This window comes from Pseudomonas sp. 02C 26 (assembly GCF_002843585.1).
Classification (GTDB): domain Bacteria; phylum Pseudomonadota; class Gammaproteobacteria; order Pseudomonadales; family Pseudomonadaceae; genus Aquipseudomonas; species Aquipseudomonas shirazensis.
In genome coordinates this window covers 5,344,351-5,362,089 of the sequence record NZ_CP025262.1, presented here as the reverse complement: position 1 = coordinate 5,362,089, position 17,739 = coordinate 5,344,351, and the positions used below count along the sequence as shown (strand labels likewise).

General features: G+C 63.9%; 16 protein-coding genes. 6 read left to right on the top strand and 10 right to left on the bottom strand.

Going from position 1 to position 17,739, the window contains the following annotated elements; all coding sequences use genetic code 11:
- Nucleotides 1-134: 134 nt before the first annotated feature.
- Nucleotides 135-1,067, bottom strand: coding sequence for a LysR substrate-binding domain-containing protein (locus tag CXQ80_RS24490; RefSeq protein ID WP_101322913.1), 933 nt, complete (start codon nucleotides 1,065-1,067; stop codon nucleotides 135-137).
- A gap of 156 nt (nucleotides 1,068-1,223) precedes the next feature.
- Between CXQ80_RS24490 and CXQ80_RS24485 the strand changes: the two genes are divergently transcribed.
- A complete protein-coding gene (locus tag CXQ80_RS24485; protein WP_101322912.1) occupies nucleotides 1,224-2,594 on the top strand; it encodes a NorM family multidrug efflux MATE transporter in 1,371 nt (456 codons plus the stop codon).
- 141 nt (nucleotides 2,595-2,735) lie between these two features.
- Here CXQ80_RS24485 and CXQ80_RS24480 read toward each other — a convergent pair whose 3' ends face one another.
- On the bottom strand, nucleotides 2,736-4,400 hold the full coding sequence (locus CXQ80_RS24480; RefSeq protein ID WP_101322911.1) for a bifunctional diguanylate cyclase/phosphodiesterase: 1,665 nt from the start codon (nucleotides 4,398-4,400) through the stop codon (nucleotides 2,736-2,738).
- Nucleotides 4,401-4,715: 315 nt separating this feature from the next.
- Between CXQ80_RS24480 and rep the strand changes: the two genes are divergently transcribed.
- Nucleotides 4,716-6,725: a DNA helicase Rep gene (gene rep, locus CXQ80_RS24475; protein WP_101322910.1), complete on the top strand. Its 2,010-nt coding sequence runs from the start codon at nucleotides 4,716-4,718 to the stop codon at nucleotides 6,723-6,725.
- A 66-nt stretch (nucleotides 6,726-6,791) separates the two neighbouring features.
- On the top strand, nucleotides 6,792-7,364 hold the full coding sequence (gene xpt, locus CXQ80_RS24470; protein WP_101322909.1) for a xanthine phosphoribosyltransferase: 573 nt from the start codon (nucleotides 6,792-6,794) through the stop codon (nucleotides 7,362-7,364).
- 3 nt (nucleotides 7,365-7,367) lie between these two features.
- Here the strand turns inward: xpt and CXQ80_RS24465 are convergent, their stop codons facing one another.
- The 6 genes from CXQ80_RS24465 to dadA all read right to left on the bottom strand — a co-directional run bounded on the left by CXQ80_RS24465 (nucleotide 7,368) and on the right by dadA (nucleotide 13,352).
- Nucleotides 7,368-9,230, bottom strand: a complete 1,863-nt coding sequence (locus CXQ80_RS24465) for an acetyl-CoA hydrolase/transferase C-terminal domain-containing protein (RefSeq protein ID WP_101322908.1) — start codon at nucleotides 9,228-9,230, stop codon at nucleotides 7,368-7,370.
- 113 nt (nucleotides 9,231-9,343) lie between these two features.
- A complete protein-coding gene (locus tag CXQ80_RS24460; protein ID WP_224785531.1) occupies nucleotides 9,344-9,766 on the bottom strand; it encodes a cytochrome c5 family protein in 423 nt (140 codons plus the stop codon).
- 135 nt (nucleotides 9,767-9,901) lie between these two features.
- Nucleotides 9,902-10,450 carry a cupin domain-containing protein gene (locus CXQ80_RS24455; RefSeq protein WP_101322907.1) on the bottom strand — a complete coding sequence of 183 codons (549 nt, stop codon included), beginning with the start codon at nucleotides 10,448-10,450 and terminating at the stop codon, nucleotides 9,902-9,904.
- Nucleotides 10,451-10,559: 109 nt separating this feature from the next.
- Nucleotides 10,560-11,633: an alanine racemase gene (alr, locus tag CXQ80_RS24450; RefSeq protein ID WP_101322906.1), complete on the bottom strand. Its 1,074-nt coding sequence runs from the start codon at nucleotides 11,631-11,633 to the stop codon at nucleotides 10,560-10,562.
- A gap of 92 nt (nucleotides 11,634-11,725) precedes the next feature.
- Nucleotides 11,726-12,079: a RidA family protein gene (locus CXQ80_RS24445; protein ID WP_101322905.1), complete on the bottom strand. Its 354-nt coding sequence runs from the start codon at nucleotides 12,077-12,079 to the stop codon at nucleotides 11,726-11,728.
- Nucleotides 12,051-13,352, bottom strand: a complete 1,302-nt coding sequence (gene dadA / locus CXQ80_RS24440; protein WP_101322904.1) for a D-amino acid dehydrogenase — start codon at nucleotides 13,350-13,352, stop codon at nucleotides 12,051-12,053. Before dadA ends, CXQ80_RS24445 begins: the two co-directional genes overlap by 29 nt.
- A 155-nt stretch (nucleotides 13,353-13,507) precedes the next feature.
- On the opposite strand from dadA, the gene dadR reads away from it, so the two are divergent.
- Complete coding sequence (gene dadR / locus CXQ80_RS24435; protein WP_039581953.1) at nucleotides 13,508-13,996, top strand: transcriptional regulator DadR; 489 nt, start codon at nucleotides 13,508-13,510, stop codon at nucleotides 13,994-13,996.
- Between the two features lie 3 nt (nucleotides 13,997-13,999).
- On the opposite strand, the gene CXQ80_RS24430 is transcribed toward dadR, so the two are convergent.
- Nucleotides 14,000-14,353 (bottom strand): YkgJ family cysteine cluster protein, encoded by a 354-nt coding sequence (locus CXQ80_RS24430; RefSeq protein ID WP_101322903.1) that lies wholly within the window; start codon nucleotides 14,351-14,353, stop codon nucleotides 14,000-14,002.
- A 208-nt stretch (nucleotides 14,354-14,561) separates the two neighbouring features.
- Between CXQ80_RS24430 and CXQ80_RS24420 the strand changes: the two genes are divergently transcribed.
- Nucleotides 14,562-15,854 (top strand): FAD-binding oxidoreductase, encoded by a 1,293-nt coding sequence (locus tag CXQ80_RS24420; protein WP_101322901.1) that lies wholly within the window; start codon nucleotides 14,562-14,564, stop codon nucleotides 15,852-15,854.
- A 12-nt stretch (nucleotides 15,855-15,866) separates the two neighbouring features.
- Here the strand turns inward: CXQ80_RS24420 and CXQ80_RS24415 are convergent, their stop codons facing one another.
- Nucleotides 15,867-16,094: a DUF1127 domain-containing protein gene (locus CXQ80_RS24415; protein WP_101322900.1), complete on the bottom strand. Its 228-nt coding sequence runs from the start codon at nucleotides 16,092-16,094 to the stop codon at nucleotides 15,867-15,869.
- Nucleotides 16,095-16,273: 179 nt separating this feature from the next.
- Here CXQ80_RS24415 and CXQ80_RS24410 point away from each other — a divergent pair, with 179 nt between their 5' ends.
- Nucleotides 16,274-17,704: a PLP-dependent aminotransferase family protein gene (locus CXQ80_RS24410; protein ID WP_101322899.1), complete on the top strand. Its 1,431-nt coding sequence runs from the start codon at nucleotides 16,274-16,276 to the stop codon at nucleotides 17,702-17,704.
- The last annotated feature ends 35 nt before the right edge of the window (nucleotides 17,705-17,739 follow it).

The window sequence follows — 17,739 nt, the reverse complement described above, 5'->3', positions numbered from 1 at the left end:
CCGGGATCATCCTGATCGCGCTGACCGCCCGCTGCTTTCGACGGGTAATCGCGTCCTCTTGCGGGACGCTGGTGCCACTAAATCGGCGTCGCGGACGAATACTTGAGTGTCGGACCGGGACATTCGCAAACGTTTTACTGCGCAAGCGCTGGCAGGATTTGCACCGCTGGCAAGTCCATTGCCGCCGCCTCTTCCTGGAGAAACCCGCTCAAGCGACGCAGGCGCTCTGTGCCGGGCCTGGTGCGTGGCCAGACCAGGTAATAGTCCATGCCGCTGGCCACTGCGGTCGGCCACGGCAGGCTCAGCCGGCCTTGAGCGACGTCTTCGGCCACCATCAACAGATCGCCCATGGAGATCCCGTAGCCACGCGCCGCAGCGATCATGCCCAGTTCAAGCGTGTCGAAGACCTGCCCACCCTTGAGCGAAACCTTTTCAGCCAGGCCCATGCGCGCCAGCCAGCTACGCCAGTCACGTTTGTCCGGGGTCGGATGCAGCAGTTCGATGTCAGCCAGGCGCTGCTCATCCCAAGGCCCCTCGTCGATCAGCTGCGCAGCGCCGACCGGGATCAGCAACTCGGAGAACAACCGCCGCACCTCCCAGTCGACCGGGAACTGGCCATCGCTGAGCAATACCGCGCAGTCGAACGGCTCGTGATTGAAATCGACATGGTCGACGTCCATCCAGGCGCTGGTCAGTTGCACTTCGTTGCCCGGTTGCAGATGGCGAAAGCGGCTCAGCCGCGCCAGCAGCCAGCGCATGGTCAGGGTCGACGGGGCTTTCATGCGCAGGATGTCATCTTCGCCGCGCAAGGTATCGCAGGCGCGCTCCAGCGAAGCGAAGCCATCGCGCACGCCGGGCAGCAGCATCCGCGCCGCCTCGGTCAGCTGCAGGCTGCGGCCGCTGCGCACGAACAGGCGGCAGGCGAAGTGCTCCTCCAGCGTGCGGATGTGCCGGCTGACGGCGCTTTGCGTAATCGACAACTCCTCGCCGGCGCGAGTGAACGAGGAATGCCGTGCAGCCGCCTCGAATGCACGCAGTGCATAGAGCGGAGGGAGTTGTCTGGACATGGGGCACCTGCAATACGGGGGGCACGAACGAGCAAGGCAAATCATACATACATGAGTTCAACTCATGGGAGGGATCGCATTTATCCTTTTGTGGAAAGTTGACCCAGGCCTCAGAATCCACCTCCTGTTCATCCCCCAGCATCAAGGACTCTCACCATGCACGTCGCGCCCACCGTTGAACTCAAGGCTCTGCTGCGCCTGGCCGGGCCGCTGATTGCCTCGCAGTTGGCGCATATGCTGATGGTGCTGACCGACACCTTGATGATGGCGCGGATCAGCCCGCAGGCCCTGGCCGGTGGCGGCCTGGGCGCGGCGAGCTATTCGTTCGTGTCGATCTTCTGCCTGGGCGTGATTGCCGCCGTCGGCACGCTGGTGGCGATCCGCAAGGGTGCCGGGGATATCGCCGGCGCCACCCGCCTCGCTCAGGCCGGCATCTGGCTGGCCTGGGCTTTGGCGCTGGGCGCCGCGCTGGCATTGTGGAACCTCGGCCCGGTGCTGCTGATGTTTGGTCAGCAGCCGGAAAACGTCGAGGCGGCCATGGCCTTCCTCACCCTGTTGCCACTGGCACTACCCAGCTACCTGACGTTTATGGCCTTGCGCGGCTTCACCAGCGCCCTTGGCCGGTCGACGCCGGTGATGGTCATCAGCCTGGTCGGCACGGTGCTCAACTACCTGCTCAACCATGCGCTGATCGAGGGCATGTTCGGTTTGCCCAAACTCGGCCTGGTCGGCATTGGCCTGGTCACCGCGCTGGTCTCGCTGGGCATGGCCATCGCCCTGGCGCTGTATATCCGCTGGCACCGCTTCTACGACGCCTACCCGCTGCGCAAGGGCCTGGCGCGGCCATCGCTGTCGGCGTTGCGCGAGCTGTGGCGGCTGGGCCTGCCGATTGGCGGCACGTACATGGTCGAAGTCGGCTTGTTCGCCTTCGCCGCGCTGTGCATGGGTGTGCTCGGCAGCACCGAGCTGGCGGCGCATCAGATCGCCCTGCAGATCGTCTCGACCGCGTTCATGGTGCCGACCGGGTTGTCTTATGCGGTGACCATGCGGGTCGGCCTGTATTACGGCGGCGGCAACCTGCTTGCAGCGCGCAGTGCCGGGCGGGTCGGTATTTGCTTTGGTGCGCTGTTGATGTTTGCCTTCGCCGCGCTGTTCCTGTTGCTGCCCGAGCAGTTGGTGGGATTGTTCATCGACCGCAATGACCCTGCCTTTGCCGGCATCTTCCAGCTGGCAGTGGGGCTGGTGATGGTGGCGGCGTGGTTTGAGTTGTTCGATGGTGTGCAGACCATCGCCATGGGTTCGATCCGCGGCCTGCAAGACGCCAAGACCACCTTCCTGATCGGTCTGGGCTGTTATTGGCTGATCGGCGCGCCAAGTGCGTGGCTGTTTGCCTTCAACCTCGGCGGCGGTGCACTCGGCATCTGGTGGGGCCTGGCGCTGGGCCTGGCCTGCTCCTCGGTGGCGCTGACCTTCGCGTTTGAATGGCGAGTGCGGCGGATGTTGCGCAAGGTTGCCGTGGGGGGGTGACGGTCGGGAATGCTGGGGGCGCTTTGCGCCCCTTTCGCGACACAAGGCCGCTCCTACAGGGACCGCGCAATGCCCAGACGACATGGTTCCTGTAGGAGCGGCCTTGTGTCGCGAAAGGGCTGCAAAGCAGCCCCGGCGCACTCAGACAGCGCGGATCGCACTGACCGGCACCTGCTGCAGGTAGGTCACCAGCTCATCCACCGGCAGCGGCTGGCTGACCAGAAAACCCTGCACCTGGTCGCAGCCAAAGCCGCGCAGCAGCGCCATCTGCTCTTCGCTTTCGACACCCTCGGCGACCACTTCGAGATTGAGGTTGTGCGCCAGGTTGATCATCGCGTGGACCAGCTTGCGGTTTTCTTCGCGCAGCTCCATACCACCGACAAAACTGCGGTCGACCTTGAGCAAGGTGATCGGCAGGCTGTTCAGGTGCACGAACGACGAAAAACCGGTGCCAAAGTCATCCAGCGAGAAGCGCACGCCCAGGCGGCCCAGGGCGTCCATGGTCTGGCGCACCAGCTCGTTGCGGCGCATCACCGCGGTTTCAGTCAGTTCGAACTCAAGCCACCGGGCATCGACGCCATGCTCGATGATCAGCCGGCTCAGGGTCGCCAGCAGCTGGCTGTCCTGAAACTGGCGAAAGCTAAGGTTGACCGCCATGTGCAGCGGCGCAATGCCGTGCTCACGCAGGCCCTGCATGTCGCGCAGGGCACGGGAGATGACCCAGTAGCCGAGCGGCACGATCAGGCCGCTCTGCTCGGCCAGCGGCACGAATTCGCTCGGCGGCAGCAGGCCGCGTTCGGGGTGGTTCCAGCGTACCAGTGCTTCGAGGCCAACGATGCGGCCATCGACGAGGTTCAGCCGTGGCTGGTAATGCAGTTCCAGCTCGTCGCGGCGCAGGGCGCGGCGCAGTTCGCCTTCAAGGTCAGCCAGGCTGCGCGCATTGCGGTTGATCCGCTCGTTGAACACATGAAAGCTGCAACCCTGCACGCTCTTGGCCTGGCGCATGGCGATGTGCGCATGCCACATCAGTGGGTCGGCGCCGGCCTGCGCGCGGGCATGGGCCAGACCCAGGCTGCAGCCCACCAGCAGGCTTTCGCCATCGACCCAGTACGGCTCACCCAGCGCTTCGACGATGCGCTCGGCCACCCATTCGGCGCGGTTCGGCTCGCGACGGGTGTCGATCAGCAGGGCGAATTCGTCGCTGCCCAGCCGGGCCAGCTGATCGCCCGCCTCCAGCTGCAACTTGAGCCGGGTCACCACCTGCAGGATCAGCCGGTCGCCGCCCTGATGGCCGAGCGCATCGTTGACGTGGCGAAAGTTGTCCAGATCCAGATGGCCAAGAGCAACGCCACGGCCGTCGTGTTCGGCCAGGCGCGTGGTCAGCAGGGCCTGAAAGCCCTGACGGTTGGCGATGCCGGTCAGCGGGTCCTGTTCGGCCAGGCGCTGCAGGGTGGCGACCAGCACGCCGCGCTCGCGCACATGACGCAGCGAGCGGCGCAGGCTGTCACTGCTCAGTTGCGCCAGCACCAGCCAGTCACTGACGCCGGCAGGCGGCGCCTCGGGCTCGTCGTCGAGCAGGACAATGGTCGGCAACTCGCAGCGGCCCGGGGTCGGCAGCAGCGCAGGCGTTGCCAGCACCACCGCCTGACGGTCGTGGGCAAACAGGCTGTTGACCGCCTCCCAGTTGGGCGCGGTCAGCAGCACCGCGCTGCCAGCCAAAGGCTGCAGGCAGTCGCGCAAGCTGGCGGCCCACTCCGGCTCATCGGCCAACAGCAGCAAACGCAAGGGTTCGACAGGCGTGGACAAGCGCGCTCCTTAGGCGAGGTCGTTAACCGTGACGGGGGTATCCTACCTCAAGAGCCAAATGATATTCACTCTTATTAACACCCATCCCGGGGCTGCACTCCGTCGTATTCTGTCGCGCATCCTGCTCCAAAAGTCGTACAACCAGCAAATCTGATTTGAGTAATAGCTCGATTGTGGCGGCAAGGCCATGATCCACTCCCGCCAGGTAGGGCACCGGACGTCACAAAAGTCTGACTCCGGCGTCAGACGGTCGCGCCACAAGCGTGACTTGCCTGTTAGAATGCGCGGCTATTTTCTGGCGACCCCGGTTCTAGCATGTCCCGACTCAATCCCCGGCAACAAGAAGCCTGTGACTATGTCGGCGGCCCTCTTTTGGTGCTCGCCGGTGCTGGCTCCGGCAAGACCAGCGTGATCACCCGCAAGATCGCCCACCTGATCCAGAACTGCGGCATCCGTGCCCAGTACATCGTCGCCATGACCTTCACCAACAAGGCCGCGCGCGAGATGAAGGAGCGGGTCGCCACCCTGCTGCGCGCAGGTGAGGGCCGCGGCCTGACCGTCTGCACCTTCCACAACCTGGGCTTGAACATCATCCGCAAGGAGCACAAGCACCTGGGCTACAAGCCGGGCTTCTCGATCTTCGACGAGGCCGACATCAAGGCTTTGCTGTCGGACATCATGCAGAAGGAGTACTCCGGCGACGACGGCATCGACGAGATCAAGAACATGATCGGTGCCTGGAAGAACGAGCTGATCATGCCCGCCGAGGCGTTGGAAAAAGCCCGCAATCCGCGCGAGCAGACCGCCGCCATCGTCTACACCCACTATCAGCGCACGCTCAAGGCGTACAACGCGGTGGACTTCGACGACCTGATCCTGCTGCCGGTCAAACTGTTCCAGGAGCACCCCGAGGTGCTTGAGCGCTGGCAGAACAAGGTGCGCTACCTGCTGGTCGACGAATACCAGGACACCAACGCCAGTCAGTACCTGCTGGTGAAGATGCTGATCGGCATGCGCAACCAGTTCACCGTGGTCGGCGACGATGACCAGTCGATCTACGCCTGGCGCGGTGCCCGCCCGGAAAACCTCATGCTGTTGAAAGAGGACTATCCGTCGCTGAAGGTGGTCATGCTCGAGCAGAACTACCGCTCGACCAGCCGCATCCTGCGTTGCGCCAACGTGCTGATCGCCAACAACCCGCATGATTTCGAAAAGCAGCTGTGGAGCGAGATGGGCCACGGTGACGAAATCCGCGTGATCCGCTGCAAGAACGAGGAAACCGAGGCCGAGCGCGTGGCCATGGAAATCCTCACCTTGCACCTGCGCACCGACCGTCCCTACAGCGACTTTGCCATCCTCTACCGCGGCAACTACCAGGCCAAGCTGATCGAATTGAAGCTGCAGCACCACCAGGTGCCGTATCGCCTGTCGGGCGGCAACAGCTTCTTCGGGCGCCAGGAGGTCAAGGACCTGATGGCCTACCTGCGCCTGCTGGTCAATCCGGATGACGACAACGCCTACCTGCGCGTGATCAACGTGCCGCGCCGGGAAATCGGCTCGACCACCCTGGAAAAGCTCGGCAACTATTCCACCGAGCGTGGCGTGTCGATGTACGCCGCCAGCGACGAGATTGGCCTCGGCGAGCACCTCGATGCGCGCTACACCGAGCGCTTGCAGCGCTTCAAGCACTGGCTCGACGGCGTTCGCCACAAGGTCGCGCTGGATGACCCGATCGCAGCGCTGCACGAGATGGTCCGCGACATCGACTACGAAAACTGGATCCGCCAGAACACCGCCAGTGACAAGGCGGCGGATTTCCGGATCAGCAACGTCTGGTTCCTGATCGATGCCTTGAAAAACACCCTCGAGAAAGACGAAGAGGGTGACATGACCATCGAGGACGCCATCGGCAAACTGGTCCTGCGCGACATGCTCGAGCGCCAGCAGGAAGAAGAGGAAAACGCCGAAGGCGTGCAGATGATGACCTTGCACGCCTCCAAAGGCCTGGAATTCCCCTACGTGTTCATCATGGGCATGGAAGAGGAAATCCTCCCGCACCGCTCCAGCATCGAGGCCGACACCATCGAAGAAGAGCGGCGCCTGGCCTACGTGGGCATCACCCGCGCACGCCAGACCCTGGCCTTCACCTTCGCTGCCAAGCGCAAGCAGTACGGCGAAATCATCGATTGCACGCCCAGCCGCTTCCTTGACGAACTACCGCCGGATGATCTGTGCTGGGAAGGTCTGGACGATGCACCGGTTGAAGTCAAAGCCGCGCGCGGCAACAACGCCTTGGCCGATATACGGGCAATGCTCAAGCGCTGAACCCTTTTACACTTTTGTCACGGCAGCCAGCCGTGGCCACTTTTTGCTACATCGAGGAATACCACAGTGGAAGCACTGCAGCAGAAGATTCGCGAAGAAGGCATCGTGCTTTCCGACCAGGTTCTCAAAGTCGACGCGTTTCTCAACCACCAGATCGATCCTGCCCTGATGCAGCTGATCGGTGACGAATTCGCCCGCCTGTACGCAGACTCCGGCGTGACCAAGATCGTTACCATCGAAGCCTCGGGCATCGCTCCGGCGATCATGACCGGCCTGAAACTCGGTGTACCGGTGCTGTTCGCCCGCAAGCACCAGTCGCTGACCCTGACCGAAAACCTGCTGACTGCCTCGGTGTATTCGTTCACCAAGCAGACCGAGAACACCGTGGCGATTTCGCCGCGTCATCTCAACAGCAGCGACCGCGTGCTGGTTATCGACGACTTCCTCGCCAACGGCAAGGCCTCGCAGGCGCTGATCTCGATCATCAAGCAGGCTGGCGCTACCGTTGCCGGGCTGGGCATCGTCATCGAGAAGTCGTTCCAGGGCGGCCGTGCCGAGCTCGACAGCCAGGGTTACCGGGTTGAGTCGCTAGCGCGGGTCAAGTCGCTTGCAGGCGGCGTGGTCACCTTCATCGAGTGACGCTCACCGGGTTGCCTGCAACCCGGCCAGCAGCAGGCGCTGATACAGCTCTTGTTTCAGCCCCTGCGGCTGCTCCAGGCCCATCCGCGCCAGCTGCGCCGGATAGGCTTCGGGCGGCGGTGCATCAAGCGCCGCCTTGCCCAGCTCGAGCACCTCGCTCAGCTTGAACTTGCTCTTGAGCCAGTTCAGCGCCCTGAACAGATCACGCTCCTCGGCGGTGAAGTCCGTGCCCAGCGGATACTCCGGGAACAACCGTGGATGCCGCTCACGCAGCGCTTCGAGGCGCTCCGGGGTGTTGTCGCAAAAGCGCTGATCCAGCACGAAGTCCTTGGCCAGTTTGCCGGCGGCCTTGGCCTGCTCGAGCAACTCGCCCTGAAAACGTGAATCGCTGATCGCCAGCAGCCGGGCGATGACTTCGCTGTCGGTCTGCCCGCGCAGGTCGGCGATGCCGTATTCGGTGACGACGATATCGCGCAGGTGCCGCGGGATGGTGCAGTGGCCATAGGTCCAGTACAGGTTGGAGCTCACCTCGCCACCGGCCTCGCGCCAGCTGCGCAGCAGCAGCACCGAGCGGCCGCCTTGCAACGCGTGGCCCTGGGCGACGAAATTGTACTGCCCGCCTACCCCGCTCAGAACGCGACCGTCTTCCAGCTGGTCGGCGACGCCGGCGCCGAGCAGGGTCATGGCGAATACGGTGTTGATGAAGCGTGCATCGCGGCGCTGGCGGCGTTTCAATTCTTCCTGGCCATACAGCTCGTTGATGTAGCTGATGGCGGTCATTGCGTAGCGCTGGCGCTGCTCCAGCGGCATCTCGCGCAGACGCTGGTAGAACGCCTGTGGGCCGAGAAAGAAACCACCGTGCACCAGCACCCCGTGCTCATCGGCCGGGCGTCGCACCACGCCGGCTTCGGCCAGCGCCAGCAGGCCGTTGACGAACATTTCGCTGCAGCCATACAGGCCTTGAGCGAAGCCATCCAGGCCGCCTTCACGTTCGATCAGCGCCAGCCACGGCTGGATATCCAGCTCGTCCAGCACGGCGCGGTAACCCTCGTTGTCGCCCTGGCGCGCCAACAACGCAGCAGTTACCGCATCGCCCATGGCGCCGATGCCGATCTGCAGCGTGCCACCGTCACGCACCAGGGCGCTGGCGTGCAGGCCGATGCAATGGTCCTGAGTCGCCACCGGCATGTTCGGGGTGGAAAACAGCCGGCGCTGCTCGGGCTCGTCGATCAACAGGTCGAAGGCCTGGCGCCCCAGTTCGGCAGCGCCGGGCATGTACGGCAGCTCGGTGTGCACCTGGCCGAGCAGAACAATGGTCTCGCCGGCGGCGCGGCGCTTGGCGACCATCGGCAGCAGGTCGAGGGTGATGTCCGGGTTGCAGGCCAGGCTCAGGTGATCCGGGCGCTCCGGGGTTTCGGCCACCAGTTGCGCGATCAGGTTGAGGCCCTTGGCGTTGATATCGCGGGCGGCGTGGCTGTAGTTGCTGCTGACGTAGTCCTGCTGGGCCATGCTGCTGTGCAGCAGGCTGCCGGGCTGCATGAAGAACTGCTCGACGCGGATATTGGCGGGCAGTTTGTCGCCGCGCAGGTCGGCCAGGTAGTCGAGCTCTTCGTAGTCGGCGAAGACCCGTTCGATGAAGGGTTCGAGGAAGCGTTTCTGCAGGCCATCGCCCAATGGCGGCCGGCCGAGGCTGAGCGCGGTGTAGATGGTCAGGCGGCGTTCGGGCAGCTCACGGATGCGGGCATAGAGCGCGTTGACGAAGGCATTCGGTTTGCCCAGGCCGAGCGGCAGGCCCATGTGAATATGGGCGGGCAAATGGGCCAGAACGTGGTCTACGGCCTGGTCGATGCTGCAGCTGTGGGCCATCGGTGCCTCCTGTTACGTCCATGCGGTCAGGGGGTTGGACCGTGGGCGGGCGAGATTTGCTGCACCTGGCTTGGGATTGCTGGGGCTGCTGCGCAGCCCCAGCAATCGATAGGTCAAAGCCCGGACATCTTCTGAATCGCCGCCTTCAGCTCATCGTCCGAACAATCAGCGCAGGTGCCCTTGGGCGGCATGGCGTTGATCCCGGTAATCGCCTTGGCGAGGATCCCATCAAGCCCACCCTGATGATCGGCACGCTCTTTCCACGCAGCGGTATCGCCGATCTTCGGCGCATTGAGCAGGCCGGTGGCATGGCAGGCATTGCAGTGCTTGGCGATCACGTCATCAGCCGACTTGGCCGCGCCACCGCTGGCCACAGCCGCCACGGCCATGCCCTTGCATTCCTGGCCCTGAACACACACCTGGCCGACCGGCGCCAGGCGCTTGGCAATATCATCGTTGGTCGCCGCGTTTGCGGTGACTGCCCACAGGGCGAAAACGGCAGCTGGTATGGCCAGCATCTTCTTGATTTGGTTCACGCGTTCACCCTCATGGTGGCTGATCACGCCCGCAGCCACGAATTGCGGGCGTTGAAAAGTATAGCGGCTACACCACAGCCGCGAAACGACCACACAAGTGAAAGGGCTATTGGCGAATCAATACGCTGCGCTGGATCAAAAGTTCGACGGTGTCGCGGCACTGATCAAGCGTGCGGGCTCGGCAAACGGGTTGCGAAAACGGTGCGGACGGGTGCTCTCGAAGTAATAACTGTCGCCAGCTTCGAGCACAAAGGTCTCGCTACCGACCACCAGTTCCAGGCGGCCTTCGAGGAGGATGCCGGTCTCTTCGCCATCGTGGGTGAGCATCTCGTCACCGGTGTCGGCGCCAGGCGGGTAGACCTCGTTGAGGAAGGCAATGGCGCGATTGGGGTGCGACTTGCCGACCAGTTTCATGGTCACCGCACCGTCGGAGATGTCGATCAGCTCATGGGCCTTGTAGACGATCTGGGCCTGGCTTTCGACTTCCATTTCTACCGAGAAGAACTCGACCATCGACATCGGAATGCCACTGAGCACCTTGCGCAGCGAGCTGATCGAAGGGCTCACGCTGTTTTTTTCGATCATCGAGATGGTGCTGTTGGTTACCCCCGCGCGCTTGGCGAGTTCCCGCTGGGACAGGCCCTTGAGCTTGCGGATGGCTTGCAGTCGTTCGCCGACGTCCAAAGCTTGCGCCTCCTGAAACGGTGGGGGTGGGGTCGAATGTGAACGATATCATGGCAATGCCGTTCAGTATTTACAACACTCCACCCCCCTGCCCGTCCGCAGCACAGCTTTATTCGCCGATGTACTCCAGTGGCACCCGCTTCAGGTTGCAGAACAGCTGGTAAGGAATGGTCCCGGCATGCCCGGCCACATCACTGGCCAACACCTGCTTGCCCCACAGCTCGACCGGGCTGCCCAGGGTCGCTTCGGGGACATCGGTCAGGTCGATGCAGAGCATGTCCATCGACACCCGGCCGATCAGTTGGCTGCGCTTGCCGGCCACCAGCACCGGGGTGCCAGTTGGGGCCTGGCGTGGGTAACCGTCGGCATAACCCATCGCAACCACGCCGACCCGGGTCGGCCGTGGACTGATGAACTTGGCGCCATAACCGACCGGTTGACCCGCAGGCAGTTCGCGCACACTGATGACCCGCGATTGCAGAGTCATGACCGGTTGCAGTCGGCTCGCCTCGGCCTGGGGCACCTCGAACGGCGTCGCTCCGTACAGCATGATGCCAGGGCGCACCCAGTCGCTCGGCACCTGCGGCCAGCCAAGCACGGCCGGTGAATTGCGCAGGCTGCATTCGGCGCTGAGGCCTTGACGCGCCTCTTCGAATGCCGCGAGCTGCTGCGCCGTGGCCTGCACATCAAGCTCGTCGGCGCGGGCGAAGTGGCTCATCAAGACGATGCGCGCCACCTTGCCGCTGGCCAGCAGGCGCTGATAGGCCTGCTGGTAATCCTCTGGATGCAGACCCACTCGGTGCATGCCGCTGTCGAGCTTGAGCCAGACCTTCAACGGCTTGGCCACAGCGCTCTGTTCGATCGCTTCCAGTTGCCACAACGAATGCACCACGCACCACAGATCATTGGCGCTGATCAGCGCCAGCTCGCTGGCTTCGAAGAAGCCTTCGAGCAACAGAATCGGCCCTTTGATGCCAGCGGCGCGCAGCTCCAGCGCCTCTTCGATACAGGCCACAGCGAAGCCATCGGCCTCAGCCTCCAAGGCAAGCGCGCAGCGCACCGCGCCATGCCCATAGGCATCGGCCTTGATCACGGCGAGGGCTTTGGCACCGGACAGTTCACGGGCCAGACGATAGTTGTGGCGCAGGGCCTGGAGGTCGATCAGGGCGCGGGCGGGACGCATGGCGGCAGCCTTCTGGCAGTACGGGTTGTTGAATAAGCCCCCGGCACGACGGGTGGGGGTAAGTAGCCACCGCGCCGGGGTGAGGGAACGGGTTACGGCAGTGCAGCGACCACCGACAGCTCGACGAGGATTTCAGGCTCGCACAGCTTGGCTTCAACTGTGGCCCGGGCAGGCGCAACGCCGGCCGGCAGCCACTGGTCCCAGACCGCGTTCATGCCGGCGAAGTCGGCGTCGATGTCTTTCATGTAGATGGTCACCGAGAGCAACCGGGTCTTGTCGGTACCGGCTTGATCAAGCAGTTGCTCGATGGTCGCCAGCGTCTCGCGGGTCTGCTGCTCGATGCCGGCGCTGAGGTCATCACCGACCTGGCCTGCCAGGTACACCGTGCCGTTGTGGGTGACGATCTGACTCATGCGCTCATTGGTGAGCTGGCGCTGGATTGCCATGCTTGGCGAACTCCTTGTGGTTGCCGTAACGGGAAATATCGAGGCCCTCAGCACTGATCTGCGGCTTGCGCTTGGCGATCAGGTCGGCCAGCAAACGCCCGGAGCCACAGGCCATGGTCCAGCCCAGGGTGCCGTGACCGGTGTTGAGGAACAGATTGCGGAAACTGGTTGCACCCACGATCGGCGTACCGTCCGGGGTGGCCGGGCGCAGCCCGGTCCAGAAGCTGGCCTGGCTCAGATCGCCGCCGCGAGGATAAAGGTCGTTGACGATCATCTCCAGCGTTTCGCGCCGGCGCGGGTTCAGCGACAGGTCAAAACCGGCGATCTCGGCCATGCCGCCGACGCGGATGCGGTTGTCGAAACGGGTGATTGCGACCTTGTAGGTCTCGTCGAGAATGGTCGAAGTCGGCGCCATGCCAGGGTCGGTGATCGGCACAGTGAGCGAGTAACCCTTGAGTGGATACACCGGCGCTTTAATACCCAGTGGCTTGAGCATCTGCGGCGAGTAGCTGCCCAGTGCCAGCACGTAGCGGTCAGCGGTTTCCAGCTTGCCGTCGATCCACACGCCGTTGATGCGATCACCGGCATGGTCCAGGCGTTGGATGTCCTGACCGAAGCGGAACTCGACACCGAGCTTGATGGCCATCTCGGCCAGCTTGTTGGTGAACAGCTGACAGTCGCCGGTCTGGTCGTTTGGCAGGCGCAGGGCACCGGCGAGAATGTCGGTAACCCCGGCAAGGGCCGGCTCGACACGGGCAATGCCATCGCGGTCGAGCAGCTCGTACGGCACACCCGACTGCTCGAGTACGGCGATGTCTTTTGCCGCCGCATCGAGCTGCGCCTGGGTGCGGAACAGCTGAGTGGTGCCCAACGCACGGTTTTCGTAGCTCAGGCCGGTCTCGGCGCGCAGCTCGTCGAGGCAGTCGCGGCTGTATTCGGACAGCCGCACCATGCGCTCTTTATTCACGGCATAGCGGTTGGCGGTGCAGTTGCGCAGCATCTGCGCCATCCACAGGTACTGGTCTACATCGCCAGTGAGCTTGATCGCCAGCGGGGCGTGGCGCTCCAGCAGCCACTTGATGGCCTTGAGCGGCACACCCGGGGCGGCCCAGGGCGAGGCGTAGCCCGGCGAGATCTGGCCGGCGTTGGCAAAACTGGTTTCCATGGCCACCGCTGGCTGGCGGTCGACCACCGTCACCTCGAAACCTTGCCGGGCCAGGTAGTAGGCACTGGCGGTACCGATTACACCGCTACCAAGCACCAGAACTCGCATCGTCTATCCCTCGCACGCGGCACGCCGCGACATTTTGTTTATATGGCATGAATGGGCGCAGTATATGAAGGACCGGCCAGTGCATTTCACTATATAAAGGCCTATATTTGGCGACAATTCTTGGCCATGTCGGCTTTTACGGAGGGGCATCCCCTATGAGAACCCAGCATCAGAGCAAGCGTGAACTGGACAAGATCGACCGCAATATCCTGCGGATCCTGCAGAGTGACGGCCGTATCTCGTTCACCGAGCTGGGTGAAAAGGTCGGCCTCTCCACCACCCCGTGCACCGAGCGCGTGCGCCGCCTGGAGCGCGAGGGGATCATCATGGGCTACAACGCCCGGCTCAATCCGCAGCACCTCAAGGGCAGCCTGCTGGTGTTTGTCGAGATCAGCCTGGACTACAAGTCAGGGGATACTTTCGAGGAGTTTCGCCGCGCCGTACTCAAGCTGCCGCATGTGCTTGAGTGCCATCTGGTGTCGGGCGACTTCGATTATCTGGTCAAGGCGCGGATTTCCGAGATGGCCTCGTACCGCAAGCTGCTCGGCGACATCCTGCTGAAGCTGCCGCACGTGCGCGAGTCGAAGAGCTACATCGTCATGGAAGAAGTCAAAGAGAGCCTGTGCCTGCCGATTCCGGACTGAGGCTCAGACCAGCACCTGGCGGGTGCTGGCAATGAACTGGTGCACCAGTTGCTCCGCCTCGGGCTCGATCGGCTCGGCCGGGCCGCGCCCGCGCGGGCAGGCCAGGCGCGGCGTGGTGCCGAACAGACGGCAGATCATTGGCCGCTCAGCGTACACCGTGCAACCTTGCGCGCCGAGGTGCACGCAGTCGAGCCGCTCCAGCGCGGCGGCCTGCTCTTCAGCGGATTTACGCGGCAGTGCGGCCATTTCTTCCGCCGAGGTGGTCACCGGCCCGCAGCAGTCGTGGCAGCCGGGCTCGCACTCGAAAGAAGGGATCAGTTCGCGCAGAAAGTGGATCTTGTGGCGGTTGCAGGACATGGCGTGACAGGGATCTGGAAGGTGAAGTGGATTATAGGCCCATTCGCGGGTAAACCCGCTCCCACAGGGATCGGGCGAGGTCTGACTCTAGCGCTGTACCTGTGGGAGCGGGCTTGCCCGCGAACGAGGGCGCAGCCCTCGCCGGTTGCCGCAAGCCAAACCCCCGGCTTATGCTCGCCGCCTTCCACTCTCCGCCAAGGCCGATCCGATGATCCACAGCGCGCAGCACGCCGCCTCCTATTACGCCGCCAGCAGCGCGCCACAGACGGATCACCCGGCTCTGCAAGGCCAGCACAGCGCCGACGTGTGCATCGTCGGCGGTGGCTATTCGGGCCTGAACACGGCCATCGAACTGGCCGAGCGCGGCCTGTCGGTGATCTTGCTCGAAGCGCGCAAAATCGGCTGGGGCGCCAGCGGGCGCAACGGTGGTCAGCTGATTCGCGGGGTCGGCCATGGCCTTGAGCAGTTTTTGCCGGTGCTCGGCGAGCAGGGTGTGCACAGCCTCAAGCTGATGGGCCTGGAAGCGGTGGATATCGTCCGCCAGCGGGTCGAGCGCCATGCGATTGCCTGCGACCTGACCTGGGGCTACTGCGACCTGGCGAACAAGCCCGGCGAGCTGCAGGGCTTTGCCGCCGACGCCGAAGAGCTGCGCAGCCTCGGTTATGGCCATGAGCTGCGTCTGGTACCGGCAGAAGACATCCGCACAGTGGTCAACTCCGAGCGCTATGTCGGCGGCCTGATCGACATGGGCTCGGGCCACCTGCATCCGCTCAACCTGGCACTGGGCGAGGCGGCTGTTGCTGCGGGCTTGGGCGTGCGCCTGCACGAACACTCCGAGGTCATGCGCATCGACTATGGCCCGCAAGTGCATGTGCACACTGCCAGCGGCACGGTCCGCGCCAGCACGCTGGTGCTGTGCTGCAACGCTTATCACAACGACCTCAACCGCGAACTGGGCGGCAAGGTACTGCCCGCCGGCAGCTACGTGATTGCCACCGAGCCGCTGGGCGAGGAACGCGCGCGGGCCTTGCTGCCGCAGAACATGGCGGTCTGCGACCAACGCGTGGCGCTCGACTACTATCGCCTTTCGGCCGATCACCGGCTGCTGTTCGGCGGCGCCTGCCACTACTCCGGGCGCGACCCGCAGGATATCGCCGGCTACATGCGGCCGAAGATGCTCAAGGTGTTCCCGCAGCTGGCGGACGTGCGCATCGATTATCAATGGGGCGGCGTGATCGGCATCGGCGCCAACCGTCTGCCGCAGGTAGGCCGACTGGCCAGCCAGGCCAACGTGTATTACGCCCAGGCTTACGCCGGTCACGGCCTGAACGCCACGCACCTGGCCGCACGCCTGCTCGGCGAGGCGATCAGCGGCCAGCACAGCGGGCGCTTCGACCTGTTCGCCAAGGTGCCGCACATGACCTTCCCCGGCGGCCGGCACCTGCGCTCGCCGCTGTTGGCGCTGGGCATGCTCTGGCATCGACTCAAAGAGCTGGTGTAGGCGCCACCCGCTTCAGGCCTTCCAGAACGGCTTGCTGCCCTCTTGGCGCGCCTGCTCCCAGCTCAGGCCGATATCACGCAGTTGCTGATCATCGAGCTCGAGCAGGGCGCGCCGGGTACGCCAGCGGTGCAGCATCAGGCCAGCACCGCTAAAGCCTGCTTGAGCGCTGGCGACCTGGGGCTGATGCGCCTCAAGCTGTTCCACTGCGGGTTGCACGCGCACATCACTGAAAACACCCATTGCTGCTTGCTCCTGTTCCAGATCCACCGTGGAGAAAGCATGCGCGCCTGAGCCATAGCCAATACAGACGCAAAAAACCTTTATTATTCCCATACAGAATTGGCGGATCTGGCGCTGAATGCTGTATTTTTGCGCGATCTGTACTGGTCAGTCACCTCAAGCGCTGCAGGAGTATTGCCGTGACGCTGTATCTGAACCTCGCTGAGATGCTCGGCGCGCGCATCGAACAAGGTCTCTACCGGCCCGGCCAGCGGCTGCCGTCGGTGCGCGCGTTGAGTGTTGAACACGGGGTCAGCCTGAGCACCGTACAGCAGGCCTACCGCATGCTCGAGGACAACGGCCTGGTCGCGCCGCGGCCAAAATCGGGGTACTTCGTTACCGACCATCGCAGCCTGCCAGCCCTGCCCGCCGTGACCCGGCCAGCGCAACGCCCGGTGGAGATTTCCCAGTGGGAGCAGGTGCTGGAGCTGGTGCGCGGCACGCCTCGGCCGGACGTGGTTCAGCTTGGCCGGGGCATGCCCGACGTCAACAGTCCAAGCCTCAAGCCCTTGCTGCGCAGCCTGGCCCAGCTCAGCCGGCGCCAGGACATGCCCGGTCTGTATTACGACAACATCCACGGCAACATCGCCCTGCGCGAACAGATCGCGCGGCTGATGCTCGATTCCGGCTGCCACGTCAGCCCGGCCGACCTGGTGGTGACCACCGGCTGCCACGAAGCGCTGTCGACCAGCATCCGCGCGGTGTGCGAACCGGGCGACATCGTTGCGGTGGATTCGCCCAGCTTTCACGGCGCCATGCAGACGCTCAAAGGCCTGGGGATGAAGGCGCTGGAGATCCCCACCGACCCGACCACCGGGATCAGCCTGGAGGCGCTGGAAATGGCCTTGGAACAGTGGCCAATCAAGCTCATCCAGATCACCCCCAGCTGTAACAATCCGCTGGGCTACATCATGCCCGAGGCGCGCAAGAAGGCCCTGCTGACCCTGGCCCAGCGCTACGACGTGGCGATTCTGGAAGACGACGTCTACGGCGATCTGGCCTATAACTACCCGCGCCCGCCAACGGTCAAGTCGTTCGACGAAGACGGCCGCGTGCTGCTCTGCAGCTCATTCTCCAAGACCCTGGCGCCGGGCCTGCGCATCGGCTGGGTGGCGCCTGGGCGTTATCTGGAGCGGGTGCTGCACATGAAATACATCGGCACTGGCAGCACCTGCGTGCAACCGCAGCTGGCCATCGCCGACTTCATCGCAGGCGGCCACTACCACCCGCATGTACGCCGGATGCGCAGCCAGTATCAGCGCGGGCGCGATCTGATGAGCGACTGGGTGGCGCGCTACTTCCCGCCAGGCACCCGCGTCAGCCGGCCACAGGGCGGCTTCATGCTGTGGGTCGAGCTACCGGAAAGTTTCGACACGCTGCGGCTGAACCGCGCTTTACTCGAACAAGGGGTACAGATCGCGGTGGGCAGTATCTTCTCCGCCTCCGGCAAGTACCGGCACTGCCTGCGCATGAACTACGCGGCGCGGCCCAGCGCCGAGATCGAGGCGGCGGTACGCAAGGTCGGCGAAACCGCCTTGCGCCTGCTGGTCGATGATCACAGCGAGGCGTAACTTTGCCCCACCTGGCATGGTCCATAGCACTCAGC

Bases quoted from the DNA above. Each gene is read 5' to 3' on its own strand.
- CXQ80_RS24490 (WP_101322913.1), bottom strand. From the start codon at position 1,067: ATGTCCAGACAACTCCCTCCGCTCTATGCACTGCGTGCATTCGAGGCG.
- CXQ80_RS24485 (WP_101322912.1), top strand. From the start codon at position 1,224: ATGCACGTCGCGCCCACCGTTGAACTCAAGGCTCTGCTGCGCCTGGCC.
- rep (WP_101322910.1), top strand. From the start codon at position 4,716: ATGTCCCGACTCAATCCCCGGCAACAAGAAGCCTGTGACTATGTCGGC.
- CXQ80_RS24465 (WP_101322908.1), bottom strand. From the start codon at position 9,230: ATGGCCCACAGCTGCAGCATCGACCAGGCCGTAGACCACGTTCTGGCC.
- alr (WP_101322906.1), bottom strand. From the start codon at position 11,633: ATGCGTCCCGCCCGCGCCCTGATCGACCTCCAGGCCCTGCGCCACAAC.
- CXQ80_RS24445 (WP_101322905.1), bottom strand. From the start codon at position 12,079: ATGGCAATCCAGCGCCAGCTCACCAATGAGCGCATGAGTCAGATCGTC.
- dadA (WP_101322904.1), bottom strand. From the start codon at position 13,352: ATGCGAGTTCTGGTGCTTGGTAGCGGTGTAATCGGTACCGCCAGTGCC.
- dadR (WP_039581953.1), top strand. From the start codon at position 13,508: ATGAGAACCCAGCATCAGAGCAAGCGTGAACTGGACAAGATCGACCGC.
- CXQ80_RS24430 (WP_101322903.1), bottom strand. From the start codon at position 14,353: ATGTCCTGCAACCGCCACAAGATCCACTTTCTGCGCGAACTGATCCCT.
- CXQ80_RS24420 (WP_101322901.1), top strand. From the start codon at position 14,562: ATGATCCACAGCGCGCAGCACGCCGCCTCCTATTACGCCGCCAGCAGC.
- CXQ80_RS24415 (WP_101322900.1), bottom strand. From the start codon at position 16,094: ATGGGTGTTTTCAGTGATGTGCGCGTGCAACCCGCAGTGGAACAGCTT.